We start from the raw sequence: 14150 nt of genomic DNA on the forward strand, positions 1-14150 counted from the left end.
CCCCTTATCAAACCGTCGGGAAAATAATCTCCAGCGACTGACAAGCTTCTTCCCAGCCGCTGCGTTCAAAAATCCCTTGTTGTAAAAAGGCTTCCAGTTGGGGCCACAACACAATCGCTTTGTCGAGCTGCGGATCGCTGCCTTTGGCATAGGCCCCGACACTGACTAAATCGCGGTTACGCTGGAAGCTGGATAACAGTTGCTTGAAATGACGAACTTGCGCGTAGTGCTTATCGGTAATTAATGACGTCATGGCGCGGCTAATGGATGCTTCAATGTCGATAGCCGGGTAGTGGCCCGCTTCCGCAAGACGGCGTGAAAGCACGATATGGCCATCAAGAATGGCGCGCGCGGAGTCGGCAATCGGGTCTTGTTGGTCATCACCTTCGGTCAACACGGTATAAAATGCGGTGATTGACCCGCCGCCATGAATGCCGTTACCTGCACGCTCAACCAGTGCCGGGAGTTTGGCAAAGACCGACGGTGGGTAACCTTTGGTTGCCGGAGGTTCGCCGATGGCGAGTGCGATTTCACGCTGCGCCATCGCGTAGCGGGTGAGGGAGTCCATAATCAGCAATACATGCTGACCACGGTCACGGAAATCCTCGGCGATCCGCGTCGCATAGGCAGCACCCTGCATACGCAATAACGGTGAGACATCCGCAGGGGCGGCAATCACTACCGAGCGGGCGCGGCCTTCAGGGCCAAGGATATTCTCGATAAAGTCTTTGACTTCACGTCCACGTTCACCGATTAAACCCACGACTATCACATCAGCCTGGGTATAACGCGCCATCATGCCTAACAGCACGCTCTTGCCGACGCCGGAACCGGCGAACAGCCCCATACGTTGCCCACGTCCGACCGTCAACAGCGCGTTAATCGGGCGCACGCCGACATCGAGTACGTGTTCGATGGGGGTACGTTGCAATGGGTTGAATGGAGCAGCACCCAGCGCACCCATGGTGGTGGTTTCGGGGGCGGGAAGGCTGTCGAGCGGGCGACCACTGCCGTCAAGCACACGTCCTAACAGTGCCGGGCCGAGGGGTAATTGCTTCCCGCTGTGCAGGCCACCATCGCTGGTGGCACGGGCATAAACGCGCGCGCCAGGCAAAATACCTTCGACCTCTTCAAGCGGCATCAGGAAAAGTTTTTTGCCGTTAAAACCAACGACTTCACACTCGATGTCTCTGGAGTGCTGTTCGATAATGCACGTCGCACCCAAGGGTAATTGCAGGCCGGTGGCTTCCAGCACCAGACCGGTGGCGCGCGTCAGACGACCATAACGGCGAACGGTGGGGAGCTGTGTCATCCGCGCTTCGAAACTGTCGAGCGTGTTCAGCCAGCGCGTTAAACGGGCAGTCATCACAACACTCCTGGTGCGGCAAGGCGGCAGAGTTCCTGCCAGCGTGTTGCTACGCTTGCGTCCAGGTCACCTTCGTCAGCGGAAACTTTACAGCCGCCCTGGTGCAGACTCGGGTCACCGCGTAAGCGCCAGCCATGCAGACTGAGCGTTGCGCCAAGCATCTCTTCAACGCGTTGTAAATCATCAGGATGCACGCGCAGTTGCGGTTTGCCACTGAACAGCGGTTCCAGCTGGAGAAGCGTCTGAATTTGTTTAATCAACGCGCTGTTATCAATGCCTTTTGACTCGCCGATAACCTGGCGTGCCGCTTCCAGAGCCATTTGCATCAGACGCGAAGCGATGACGCTATCAAGAGCATCGAGCGTGTACTGAAATTCGCTGACCAACTGCTGCATCCGCGCGTGAACCGGGGCTTGCTGTTGTTTAGCTTCCGCCAGACCCTGTTCAAGACCCTGCTGAAATCCGGCTTTGCGACCTTCCTCCGCGCCAGCGGTGTGTCCAGCGGCGTAACCCAACTGGTGGCCTTGTTCGTGCGCCTGCATCTGCATTTGGGCCAGTTGCTGTTGCAAATCTGGCTCACTCTCCTGCGGCGGAATCTCGTCCTCGGCTGCGTCAGCATCGGACGAGAACAACGGTTCAAATGACTGCGAGGGAGGCGCCAGATCGTCTGGCGTCCAGATTTTCCACGAAAGCCCGTTAGACATAAGTATCCTCGCTGGTGCCAATCACCATCTCGCCAGTTTCCGCCAGGCGACGAACAATCAGCAGAATCGCTTTCTGTTCGTTTTCCACCTGCGACAAGCGCACCGGGCCGCGGTTGGAGAGGTCGTCGCGCAGAATATCGGCGGCACGTTGCGACATGTTGCGCAGGAATTTCTCGCGCAGCGGCTGCTCGGCCCCTTTGAGCGCGATAAGCAGCGATTCGGATTCCACTTCTTGCAACAGGCGCTGGATGCTTCGGTCGTCGACTTCCACCAGGTTTTCGAACAGGAACATCTCGTCGATAATTTTTTGTGCCAACTCGCCATCGAAGTCGCGCACGGCGGAGATAACTGCTTCTTCCTGCTGCGTTTTCATCAGGTTGATAATTTCTGCTGCCGTCCTCACGCCGCCCATTTTGCTGCGCTTGAGGTTTTGGCCATCGAGCAGGTTGTTGAGCACTTCGGTCAGCTCGGCCAGTGCGGCTGGCTGGACACCGCCGAACGTTGCAATACGCAACATCACGTCATGGCGTAAACGTTCGTCGAACAACGCCAGAATATCTGCCGCCTGGCCACGTTTAAGGTGTACCAGGATGGTGGCGATAATTTGCGGATGCTCGTCTCGAATAAGGTCCGCAGCACTCTGCGGTTCCATGAAGTTGAGTGTTTCCATGCCCGAGGTGGTTTCGCGGGTTTCCAGAATATCTTCCAGCAGGCTGGAGGCGCGTTCTTCGCCCAGCGCTTTCACCAATACGGAACGCAGATAGTCGTTGGCGTTGACCGACAGCGCCGCGTACTGCTCGGCTTCTTGTTCGAACTCGGCCAACACGTCGGTCAGTTGTTTATTTGATATCTGACGAACACTGGCCATCGCGGCGCTGAGATGCTGCACTTCCCGTGGGCTGAGGTGTTTGAACACCTCAGCCGCACGATCTTCACCAATGGTCATCAACAGAATGGCGCTCTTCTCTGTTCCGCTCATACTCATAGTTCGTTACTCATCCATTGGCGTATCACCAGCGCGACCACGCGCGGATCGTTATCAGACATCTCGCGAATACGTTGACTCATCACTTCAGCACTGAGACGTTGGTTCACTTTGCGTTGTTGCTGTTGCTCGTCTTTTGTCAGGCGTACTGAAACCGCTTCTTCCTCTTCCACTCGCAGGCGTTGCGCTTCAACCTGAGCTTGTTGTGCCACTTCTTTGCGTTGCAGTTGTGGACGAACCACTTTGCGCCACAGCAGCCAGGCCACAATCAACACCAGCAACCAACGTCCCGCAGACATCAACATTTCGAAGAAAGCTTGCTGTTTCCAGAATGGCAGCTCTGCACTGGATTCTTCGGTGGCGCTAAACGGTGAGTTAACAACATTGAGCGTATCGCCGCGTTTATCGGAGTAACCCATCGCTTCACGCGTCAGATTCTCAATTTGCTTCATCTGCTCGGCGGTCAATGGCAATGGCTTGCCATCGGTCAGTTGGCGATAGTTAACGACCACCGCGACCGACAGACGCTGAACATCACCGACGTTCAACTTGGTATGAAGAATGGTGCGGTCAACCTCGTAGTTAGTGGTCTCGTCGCGCTGGGTGTTACTCGAGCCAGTCTGGGCTGATGTTGACGTTGCCTGTGATTGTTGTGGCTGGCCATTAGCAGGAGTGGCTTGCGGAGGCGTTGAAATTGGCGCGTTATTTGGTGGCGCGGGTTGGTTTGAAAGCGCACCCGGCACACCGCCTGGGTTACGGCCATTCACTTGCTCGCTTTGGTTGAGCTGGCGAGAACGCACGGCGGCCTGCGAGGGATCGCTGTTCGGGCGATATTGCTCTTGAGTTTGTTCTTTATTAGAGAAGTCGATTTGCGCGGTGACCTGCGCGTGAACATTATTACTGCCTACAATAGGGCCAAGAATGGCTTCGATGCGGCGCTGGTAGCGGTTTTCGACATCCATCGCATATTTAAGCTGCGCATCGTTCAGGTCGCGGCCTGCGGTATTGGACTGAGTCAGCAGGTGGCCGCCCTGATCGACCAACGTCACATTACCGGGTGGCAGTCCGGCAACTGCACTCGACACCATATGCACGACGGCACTGACTTGTCCTTCATCTAACGCACGCCCCGGTTCAAGGCTGAGTGTGACAGAAGCAGAAGGGGATTTTTGTTCGCGGACAAACAACGAAGGTTTTGGCATCGCCAGATGCACACGTGCTGTTTTTACCGGGCCAAGCGTTTCGATGGTTCGGGCGAGTTCACCTTCCAGTGCTCGCTGGTAGTTCACCTGCTCACTAAACTGGCTGATACCAAACTTTTCTTGATCCAGTAATTCAAAACCGACTGCGCCGCCTTTCGGCAACCCTTGCTGCGCCATGCGCAAACGCAGGTCGTAGACTTTTTCTGCCGGGACCAAAATGGCGCTGCCATTATCTGAGAAACGATACGGCACATTCATTTGGGTGAGCTGAGTCACGATGGCACCGCCGTCCTGCTCTGCCAGATTGCTATAAAGCACTTTGTAATCAGGCGTTTTAGCCCACAGCACCAGGGCGAAAATAATCGCGATAGCCGCAGCACCAGCGACCATCAGCGGGATTTTAGGATTTGCGCGAATACGGGACAGCCACTCCTGGGTTTTGTTTTGAGGCGTTTGTGCCTGGCTCGCTGCGGTCATTGAGCACCTCGCAGCTGAACGTAGACAACATATTTAATAGACAGAGTGAACAAAACGAGCTCCCACAACAAAAGTTCCACAAAGATGGCACCGTCATTATTTTCTTTCTCAAAATTTTCGATGGCTGAATTAGCTCTATTTATTGATGCTATTTAGCGCCTTTATCCTATTGACAAGGTGCTAATCTTGCCGCGTTAAAAATCACCAGGGCAGAGGAAATGGCAATTCAGGGTATTGAAGGCGTACTTCAGCAGTTGCATGCAACCGCGCTGTCAGCGGGGAATCCGGTTCAGAATTACGAACCAAAAGTGAGTTTTGCGGGTGAATTACAGGCTGCACTTGGCCGTATCAGCGAAACACAATCCTCTGCCCGTACGCAGGCTGAAAAATTTGCCCTCGGTACACCTGGGGTTGCGCTTAATGATGTGATGGTCGATCTGCAAAAATCGTCGGTTTCGTTACAGATGGGTATCCAGGTACGGAATAAGATGGTGGCGGCTTATCAGGATGTGATGAACATGCAGGTGTAAATACCCGTCATATTTGAAATTGTCTCTGTGTTGGCTACGTGAGTTCGCCCGAATCACTTACTTGAGTAAGCTCATCGGGACTTACTCACTTGCCGCCTTGATACAATTCCAACTATTTAGGGTATTACTTGGGAAAGTGTTTGATGTCTAATTTAAATAGTTACGGTTTCATGTTTTTCAAGAATAACCATTTTATTACTTGAAATTACGGTGCTATTTGACGGGACGCTTTTTAAAACCAGCGTTCCAACACCAATTGTCACGTTGTCACCTATCTCTATATCGTCGCCAATGATGCATGAATGGGCGCCCATATTGACGTTATTTCCCACTTTAAATTTGATATCGACGCCATTCTTATTGCTGCCCAGGGTACAAAACTGCCGGACGGTAAAATTCTCACCAATCACACAATTTCTGTTGATAATCATCGAGTTGCCATGCCAAATCTTAAAGCCTTTTCCAATTTTTAAATGATAGTTAAGCTCAACACCAAATAGCCCTTCATTAATAAGCCGGTTGAGTATCACAAACGTCAGAGAGATCGGATAAAGCGTCTTTGTTTTGGCGTGAATGGTTGCCATTCTGAAAATTAAAATAATGAGCTTGGATTTGGCGGTATTGATTTTTAAGTCATATTTTAATGTGGACAAGAAATCACGCATGGCGGCGTTCCCTTTTGGATTTATGAGAATAATCTTAATTCATAATTTGTAACTCGCCATTGAGTTGAGGAAACTTTTCTCAGGTTGATATGCCGGGCACATTTGTTTGGACTGCAGGATGAGGTAGGGCGATAAGCGAACAAATACTTGAGCGCGAGTGTTTGATCACTCGCGCTGATGGTTTAGCGCTGAATTAAATAGCGAATGGTGGGGCCGTCTTGCTGAATATCCAGCACGGTGTAGCCGTGATTTTGAGCATCCAGTGGAATGTTGTTTATTGACTGAGGACAGTCACTCACCACTTCGAGAATTTGGCCCTTCGCCAATTGAGGCATGGCTTCCAGCGTGGCTACAGCTGGATAAGGGCAGGGTTCTCCGACCATATCTAATCGGAAGTCCGGTATATAATTGTGGCTCATACGTTTTCCTTAACAGGCTGGCTGATGTGCAAATTTTTACGGCGGAAGAAGTGCTTTTCCCATCCGACAATGAGCAAAAATGCGGCCAACAACAGCAAATAGGTGACCAGCAATCCGCCCAATGGACCAAAGGTGTTGAGCAAATTGACTTTGTCCCAGTGGGTGGCAAGTGCAGGGGAAATATCGTCCCAGTAGTACGCCAGAAGAGTGGACCCGATAACGTTGCCTAACCCAACCCACCAGTAATGAACCTGCCCTTCGACGGCGCGATACATCCAGCCGGTTTCACAGCCACCTGCCAGCACAATCCCAAAGCCAAACAGCAGACCGCCGATGACCGCGTTAGGGCCAGCCCACATAATTTTTGGGGCAACGCCCAACTGCACATAGCTGAAGATACCAATAGCACTGACCGCCATACCCAGAATGATCGCTTTCGCCATATGGGTGCGCCCGGTTATCCACATATCCCGGAACGCCGAGGTGAAACAGATTTGTGCACGCTCAATCAACAAGCCAAACCCGATGCCAAACAGCATGGCGATGCCGAGTTTCGGTTGATTCATCGCAGTCAACGCTCCCCAGCCCACCATGCCCACGAAAATCAGCATACCGATGCGGAAGCGGCGTTTTGCCTGCTCGGGTTTCTGGGTGAGTGGTGAGGCGGCAGAAACTTTTTGCAGTTTTATGGGAATGCGGAACATTGGAAGAAGGGTAAATTTTGCACCGAACCACGACCCCATGGCAGTCGCTAATGCGAAGAACCAGGCATGCAAAGAAAACTGAGGGATCCCCGTAAAGAACGCGGCCAGATTACAGCCCATAGCCAGACGTGCGCCAAAGCCTGCAATGATTCCGCCCAGAACCGCCTGGATAATACGTATGCGATGTTGCGGCAAACGCAGTTTGACGTTATTCGCCCACAAGGCGGCCGCAAAACACCCACCGAACATGCCGATGATCATCATGCCGTCAATGCGGGTTAGGGGATTGCCATCCAGATGAATGAGTTTGAAATATCCCCATTCTTCTGTGTGAATGCCCATTAATTGTAGGAGTTGCCCACCCCAGCGAGTAAATTCGCCGGTGACCGCCCAGAACGTTCCTGTCAGGCCGAAATAGTAAGTTGAAAGGATGCCGGCTGCGATAACCGCAGGCATGGGGGCCCAGAATTTAACAAGGTAATTTAATTTGAATTGTTGCCAGTACATTTTCTCGCCTCTGAACTCAGAAGGTTTACAGCATTTTTAGAGGGCTGTATTTAAACATCTTTGCTTTAGCGTTTCGCACACATCCCCTGGTTTTGATGATTACCATCAAACAATTCATCTTGTGAATCTCTCATGTGCTGCGCAAATGCGCCGCTATCTCCCCCTGCGCAGAGAAACACTGGCGAGCTAAGTGCTTTAATGCGAAAATTATTTTTTCTCCGCAGTCAGGATAAATGATGAAGAAGATTGCATTATTGACAGTGTTGCTGGCATTGAGCGGCTGTGTGCAGGTTGAAGATTATCGCGAAGTGGTGAAAACTCCGGCACCTGCGGGACTCGCTGGGTACTGGCAATCGCAAGGGCCACAAAGTGAAATGGTGAGTCCTGAAGCCATAGCGACGCTGGTGGTCACACCTGCAGGGGATACGCTGGATTGCCGCCAGTGGCAGCGTGTGATTGCTCTGCCAGGTAAACTGACTTTGCGCTCAGACGACTGGTATAACGTCACCAACAAGCGCGATGTTTATAGCGTTGAGCGCATCGGGGATACGCTGGAATATGCGGGGATGACGCTGAAACGTGTAGAAAAACCTACGCAAGAATGTGCTGATTTCTTGAAGAAGAACCCTTTGGAAACTAAGTTACCGTAATAGGGGGGCTTTCCTCTCTGTCCCTTAGTCGCAACGTTGAGATTAGGTTTAGTTGTTTATGTTGGAAATAGTGAAAGTTCCGTTCACTAAAAGTATTCCTTCATATACAACCACCGAACCGGTGAACGACTTAGGGTGGCCACCGTCGCCACCCTAAGAACCCGGACTCCCGGCAAATAAATCGCCGCTGCGCGGTAAACACCGTTTTTTACCCAACATTCGCGGTCGTTCGCGATTCGTTCCCGACGATCGCTCTCTTTCGCCGCTCCCGGCGGCTCAACCACGACTGAAGGGTAAAAAACGGCGCGATTTAAGCCGGGACCAACGTCAACGTCAAAACCTGAGGTCAAATACCGAACCGGTTTTGATCTTGTCCCCGGTATAAATTGCCCCAGCGTTCCCTATAAGTCAGGGTGGCGTAACCCTCCAGGCACGTTCACCGTTCACAACGGATACAGAGATAACCCAACGTACGGGTGAACGGAAAACCTGCGAAGCTTACAGATCTCACCCTGACAGGCTGTCAGAGGTTTGTAGAAGAGACAGCCTAGGGTTTAGGGCTAAACCTATAACACGTCCTCAATCACCCACACACTGACACTCCCACCATTACAGGCAAAGGTTGCATTACCATTGGCATCCGTCGTGACGATTTCATCACGATTTCCAAGATAATCCCGCCAGTTCTTACCGCCGTAATTGTCGCCAAGGGTAATGGTTTTTTCGCCGTCATCACCGTTGGATAGCACCACCACACAGCCGGGATTCTCATCCGTACCGCTGCGGCTAAATGCGATGCAATTTGGATGATCGAAATACAGGGTTTGCACGCCGTGGGCAAAGCGCTCGCGGGCATGAATCAAGTCATCCAACTGTTCAATGACGGGCATGTCGATGTGATAAATCTCGCCATCACCGCCTTCATCGTCGTAACTGGCACCGAATAAATCCGGGTAAAACACGCTTGGCACACCGTTTTCACGCAGCAAAATCAGCGCATACGCCAGAGGTTTGAACCACGGTTCAACAGGGGCTTCAAGAGATTGCAACGGTTGCGTGTCGTGATTGGCAACGAGCGTCACGGCATGGAACGGGTCAGCTTCGACCAGCGTGCCGGTAAAAATCTGACTCATATCGTATTCACGACCTTGCTTTGAGGCTTGGTGGAATTTCATTTGCAACGGTGCGTCGAACAGCATGGTTTTGCCATCAACCTGGGCAATATATTCCTGAAGTGTATCCACTTCGTGCGACCAATATTCAGCGACGATAAACAGCGGTTGTTCAGCCACTTCCTGAACGTGCTCGATCCACTCTTTGTAGAACCACGCCGGAATGTGTTTGACTGCGTCGAGCCGGAAACCACTACAACCGGTTTCGTCCATCACCCAGCGCGCCCAGTATTTCAGCTCTTCGGTCACCGCATGATTGCGAAAGTCGATATTTTCGCCCATTAAATAGTCGAAATTACCGAGTTCATCATCGACCTGGTCGTTCCAGCCGTCGCCAGTGTAGTCGTTGATGATTTTAAAAATGCCGTCTTCTGTCGGATTTTCGATGTGGTCAACGCCGCTAAAGCATTTGTAATCCCAGATAAACTGCGAATATTTACCCGCGCGGACGGGGAAGGTGTAGCGTGTCCAGGCTTCACATTCGAGCACTTCGTCGTCTATCTCATTACGATTTTCTTCGTTGACGCGATTCACGCGAATGCGCTCTTTTTCGTCAGCTCCCATTTTGTGGTTAACCACCACATCGAGCAGCACGGCGATCTCATTTTCTTGTAGGGCTTTGATTGCGGCCAGTAACTGGGTTTTATCGCCGTATTTGGTCGCCACCGATCCTTTTTGGTCGAATTCTCCAAGGTCAAAAAGATCATAGCTGTCATAACCTACCGAGTAGCCACCGGAGCTGCCTTTATACGCAGGCGGCAACCACACCATATTGACGCCAATATCATTGAGCGTTGCTGCACGTTCAGCAACTTCTGCCCATAACTTGCCCCCACCGGGGTAGTACCAATGGAAAAATTGCAACAAGGTTGGGTTTTTCATCGAGTCCACGCTCCAGGAGTCATTTAGCTGACCTCTGGAGTATGGAAGATTTTTGAATTTGCGAGGGAATTACTGACAGATTGAAACACCGCACGAGGCAAAATTATTGTGGTGCATCGGGCACAAGTAATTGACCAGACAAACGTCCATACGTGTGGTTAAGCGTTTGCTGGCGTGATGACTGGCCGATAAGAGCACTGAGTTCGTCCAGGCGCTGCTGTAAAAGATTTTTTAGCGCCTGCTCGTTAGCCAGAATTTGTTCAAGATTTTGCTGCAACATATCCTGCACACTTTTCGCGGTCCCTGGTGGAATAGGGTTCGCGTTGAGTATTTCAATACTTTGCAGATACGCCACTTCTTGTTCCAGCAACAAATCCCACTCCCCGCGCTCCGCCAACTCCAGCAACGACAGGCTTAGCTGTACAACGTTCTGCCAGCGGCTGATCAGTTCTACATACGGCGACATTAGGCAGGCTCCCGTGCAGCGTGGTGAGGCGAAATCTGTTTCCATGCATCGGCAATGTTGGTCAATAGCCCTTCAACTTCTTCTATTATTTCAACATCATTACGCAAATTGGCCAGCATCAGACGGCGAATCATATAGTCATACAGAGACGATAAATTCTCTGCAATTTCGCCACCTTTCTCATTATCTAAACCGGCCTTCAGGCCGTTATCGATAATGTTGATGGCTTTGCCCAGTGCCTCACCTTTCGCGGCCAACTCCCCTTGCTGCATAAACAAGCGAGATCTGACCAAAGCACTTAGTGCTCCATCAAAAAGCAAGACAATCAGTTGATGAGGACTTGCGCTCATGACGGCGCTTTCCACACCAACCTGAGCATATGCTTGTGTACCCCGCGAGCTGTACATAATTACCTCTTGTTATCAGGAACTGCTGGATGTGAATTGTTGGGTCAGATAATTACTGGTGTTGTTCAGCTTGCTCATCATGGTATCGAGTTGCGTAAACTGAGCTTTGTATCGGGCGATAGTGTCATCAATGCTGGAGCTAACCGCCAGATACTGTTTGGTCAGGCTTTTTAGCGTGGTGTTGATGCTGTCGGTGGCGCTGTCAATAATGCCATCGGTTGCCAGATAGCCTTTCACCAGTTTGGCTGTAGTGGTGGTCACCCCGGTAGTTTTGCCGTCGCCGACCAACAATTGCTGAGTTGCCACAGAATTTTTGGTTAATGCGTTGCCCAGCTTGTCATTGTCGATAGTCAGCTTGCCCGTTTTAGAGTCCTGGGTAATGCCGATTTGCGACAACGTACTGAAAGTTGAACCGGTGGTGTTGGTGGTAAATTGTGAGCGAATACCTGACTGAATGGTACGAATGTTACTGTCGCCCAGCAGCACGCCATTGCTGTCATTCTGGTCAGCACCGGCATCAACCTCTTTGTATTGGGTCAAAGAGCTGAAGGTATCGAGCATGGAGTTATAAGCATCAACCCATGATTTTATCGCCGAGGTCGCTTTGTCATTGCTTTTTGTGACAGTAACAGTCGCGTTAGTGACTTCTTTACTCAGCGTTAAAGTGACACCTTCAGGGGTATCTTTTACGGTATTACTGCCGCTTTCCACTTCGATATTATTGATTGTTAGCAGGGCGTTTTTGGCAGGAATGGTTTCCTTCAACCCCCCAGTGGCGCTCGCAGAATCGTAACCAATCTGCGCATTCAGGTCGCTATCACCCGTGACGCTAATCGTCATCTCTTTATCAGAACCGGTTTCTGCAGAAGAGATGACTAACTGGAACTCACCGCTTTTATTCTTAATGACGCTGGCGGATACGCCGCTATCGGCAGTATTAATCGCATCGCGAATGCCGTTCAGTGAGGTTTGATCGTCGCTGAGTTTAATTTCCAGTGGCTTTTCACGACCTGGCTGATTGATAACCAGCACGCGGTCAGTGGATGAAACATTGCTTTGCTTATCGGTCGCACTAGTCTTTCCAGCGGTTGCCAGAGACTGAGCTTGTGCTAATTGCGACACGTTGATGGTGTATTTGCCTGCAGCAGCCCCCGCGCTGGTGGTGACGCCTAAATCTGTAGTGCTGCTGGCGGCAGTGCTGCTTTTAAACAGAGTGGCGTCATTAAGAGCCGTGTTCGCTGTCTGGAATTTTTCAATCGCGCTTTTAAGCGTGCCGTAAGCGGTAAGTTTTGCACTATAGCTCGATTGCTGGGCGCTAATCGGTGTCAGCCGGCCTTTTTCTGCGGTGGTGAGGTTGGTTAACAATGTATCCAGTGGCAGGTTCGAGCCGATCCCTAATGAAGAAACGCTAGCCATTCTTACTCCCTTTTCATTACTAACAATTATTCACGTTGGTATCGGCACCATAGCGGCAAAGTTTAATGATATTTGTGAGCAATTAATGGCGGGAATAATGAAGGCGTAGCGGGTTATTTCAGCGGCTAGTTAAAATGTGAAATATTTCTAAAGTTAGAAAATAGTGTGCCGATACATGGGTAGACGGTGAGAAACCGCGGGCAACAGCCCAACCACAAAATGTGAATTGATAAGGATAAAATCATGGCACAAGTTATCAACACTAACAGCCTGTCGCTGTTGACCCAAAACAACCTGAACAAATCTCAGTCTTCTCTGGGCACTGCTATTGAGCGCCTGTCTTCCGGTCTGCGTATCAACAGCGCAAAAGACGATGCAGCGGGTCAGGCAATTGCTAACCGCTTCACCTCTAACATCAAAGGTCTGAACCAGGCTTCTCGTAACGCCAACGACGGTATCTCCGTTGCACAGACCACTGAAGGCTCACTGAGCGAAATAAACAACAACTTACAACGTATTCGTGAGCTGTCTGTACAGGCTTCTACCGGTTCTAACTCTGGCACCGACCTGAGCTCCATCCAGGACGAAATCACTTCCCGTCTGTCTGAAATCGACCGTGTATCCGGTCAAACTCAGTTCAACGGCGTGAAAGTACTGGCTAACGACACTTCTATGAAAATTCAGGTTGGCGCTAACGATGGTGAAACCATCAGCATCGACCTGCAAAAAATCGACTCTTCTACTCTGGGTCTGAACGGTTTCTCTGTTTCTGGCAACGCCCTGAAAACCAGCGGCCCAATCACTCAGGTAGGCTCTGCGGGTAACCTGAAAGACGTTAACCTGAGCACTGTTGCAACCAAACTGGGCGTTGATGCCAGCACTCTGCAACTGAAAAACGTTCAAAATTCTTCTGGTGCAAGCACCGGTACTTATGTTGTTAGCTCTGGTAGCGACAACTATGCCGTATCCGTTGATGATGCAACCGGCAAAGTGACCCTGAACACTAGCGATGTGACTTACACCGACACCAAAAATGGTGTGACCGGTGGTTCAATGTCTGCTCAGTTGGTTAAAGTGGGTACTGACTCAACTGGCGCTGTGCAGGGTTATGTCACCGTTCAGGGTAAAAACTACAATGCAGCCGCAAGTGCAATTGCCAACTCCGGCGCAGTTGCTGCAACGGGCGCAAGCGCTGTGGGCGATATCGCTTTGGCGGCCAACCCTAACGTCTTTAAAGGCGCGGTTTCTGTTGACCCATTAGCTACCATCGACGCCGCTATCGCGAAAGTGGATAAATTCCGTAGCTCCCTGGGTGCGGTGCAGAACCGTCTGGATTCTGCAATCACCAACCTGGGTAACACCAGTGGTAACCTGTCTTCTGCACAGTCCCGTATTCAGGATGCTGATTACGCAACTGAAGTTTCCAACATGTCTCGTGCGCAAATTCTGCAACAGGCAGGTACTTCTGTTCTTGCTCAGGCAAACCAGGTTCCACAAGGCGTGCTGTCTCTGCTGCGTTAATCTGTTCTCTGTCAGTCAAAACCAATCCTTCGGGGTTGGTTTTTTTTTGCCTGAAGAGTGCAGGGGAATAGCCTGAA

Annotated in this window: 14 protein-coding genes; 3 read left to right on the forward strand and 11 right to left on the reverse strand. The window is 51.0% G+C overall.

Annotation, left to right across the window (positions count from 1 at the left end; genetic code table 11):
• Positions 1–7 precede the first annotated feature (7 nt).
• The 4 genes from fliI to fliF are packed head-to-tail and all read right to left on the reverse strand — an operon-like array spanning position 8 to position 4734.
• Positions 8–1366, reverse strand: coding sequence for a flagellar protein export ATPase FliI (gene fliI / locus OH773_RS07955; protein WP_270144617.1), 1359 nt, complete (start codon positions 1364–1366; stop codon positions 8–10).
• The gene (gene fliH / locus OH773_RS07960) at positions 1366–2070 is read right to left on the reverse strand and encodes a flagellar assembly protein FliH (protein ID WP_270144619.1); all 705 of its coding nucleotides are present in this window, start codon (positions 2068–2070) and stop codon (positions 1366–1368) included. Before fliH ends, fliI begins: the two co-directional genes overlap by 1 nt.
• The gene (gene fliG / locus OH773_RS07965; protein ID WP_183269747.1) at positions 2063–3055 is read right to left on the reverse strand and encodes a flagellar motor switch protein FliG; all 993 of its coding nucleotides are present in this window, start codon (positions 3053–3055) and stop codon (positions 2063–2065) included. The genes fliH and fliG overlap by 8 nt, the downstream gene beginning before the upstream one ends.
• Entirely contained in the window at positions 3052–4734 is a 1683-nt protein-coding gene (fliF, locus tag OH773_RS07970) for a flagellar basal-body MS-ring/collar protein FliF (protein ID WP_183269746.1), read from the reverse strand. The genes fliG and fliF overlap by 4 nt, the downstream gene beginning before the upstream one ends.
• A 218-nt stretch (positions 4735–4952) precedes the next feature.
• Here fliF and fliE point away from each other — a divergent pair, with 218 nt between their 5' ends.
• The gene (gene fliE, locus OH773_RS07975; RefSeq protein ID WP_183269745.1) at positions 4953–5264 is read left to right on the forward strand and encodes a flagellar hook-basal body complex protein FliE; all 312 of its coding nucleotides are present in this window, start codon (positions 4953–4955) and stop codon (positions 5262–5264) included.
• 152 nt (positions 5265–5416) lie between these two features.
• Here fliE and OH773_RS07980 read toward each other — a convergent pair whose 3' ends face one another.
• The 3 genes from OH773_RS07980 to yedE form a co-directional block, all read right to left on the reverse strand.
• Positions 5417–5929: a serine acetyltransferase gene (locus tag OH773_RS07980; protein ID WP_270144623.1), complete on the reverse strand. Its 513-nt coding sequence runs from the start codon at positions 5927–5929 to the stop codon at positions 5417–5419.
• Between the two features lie 182 nt (positions 5930–6111).
• Positions 6112–6348: a sulfurtransferase-like selenium metabolism protein YedF gene (yedF, locus tag OH773_RS07985; RefSeq protein ID WP_034456769.1), complete on the reverse strand. Its 237-nt coding sequence runs from the start codon at positions 6346–6348 to the stop codon at positions 6112–6114.
• The gene (gene yedE / locus OH773_RS07990; protein WP_270144627.1) at positions 6345–7559 is read right to left on the reverse strand and encodes a selenium metabolism membrane protein YedE/FdhT; all 1215 of its coding nucleotides are present in this window, start codon (positions 7557–7559) and stop codon (positions 6345–6347) included. Before yedE ends, yedF begins: the two co-directional genes overlap by 4 nt.
• 236 nt (positions 7560–7795) lie before the next feature.
• Here yedE and yedD point away from each other — a divergent pair, with 236 nt between their 5' ends.
• The gene (yedD, locus tag OH773_RS07995) at positions 7796–8209 is read left to right on the forward strand and encodes a lipoprotein YedD (protein ID WP_270144629.1); all 414 of its coding nucleotides are present in this window, start codon (positions 7796–7798) and stop codon (positions 8207–8209) included.
• Between the two features lie 566 nt (positions 8210–8775).
• Here yedD and amyA read toward each other — a convergent pair.
• From amyA to fliD, 4 genes are all read right to left on the reverse strand, one after another.
• On the reverse strand, positions 8776–10263 hold the full coding sequence (gene amyA, locus OH773_RS08000; protein ID WP_270144631.1) for an alpha-amylase: 1488 nt from the start codon (positions 10261–10263) through the stop codon (positions 8776–8778).
• A gap of 103 nt (positions 10264–10366) precedes the next feature.
• The gene (gene fliT, locus OH773_RS08005) at positions 10367–10729 is read right to left on the reverse strand and encodes a flagella biosynthesis regulatory protein FliT (RefSeq protein ID WP_270144633.1); all 363 of its coding nucleotides are present in this window, start codon (positions 10727–10729) and stop codon (positions 10367–10369) included.
• On the reverse strand, positions 10729–11136 hold the full coding sequence (gene fliS / locus OH773_RS08010) for a flagellar export chaperone FliS (protein ID WP_270144635.1): 408 nt from the start codon (positions 11134–11136) through the stop codon (positions 10729–10731). Before fliS ends, fliT begins: the two co-directional genes overlap by 1 nt.
• Before the next feature lie 15 nt (positions 11137–11151).
• Positions 11152–12552, reverse strand: coding sequence for a flagellar filament capping protein FliD (gene fliD, locus OH773_RS08015; protein ID WP_270144637.1), 1401 nt, complete (start codon positions 12550–12552; stop codon positions 11152–11154).
• A 243-nt stretch (positions 12553–12795) separates the two neighbouring features.
• On the opposite strand from fliD, the gene OH773_RS08020 reads away from it, so the two are divergent.
• Entirely contained in the window at positions 12796–14073 is a 1278-nt protein-coding gene (locus OH773_RS08020) for a FliC/FljB family flagellin (protein ID WP_270144641.1), read from the forward strand.
• The last annotated feature ends 77 nt before the right edge of the window (positions 14074–14150 follow it).

It is taken from the genome of Buttiauxella sp. WJP83 (assembly GCF_027594725.1).
Classification (GTDB): Bacteria; Pseudomonadota; Gammaproteobacteria; order Enterobacterales; family Enterobacteriaceae; genus Buttiauxella; species Buttiauxella selenatireducens.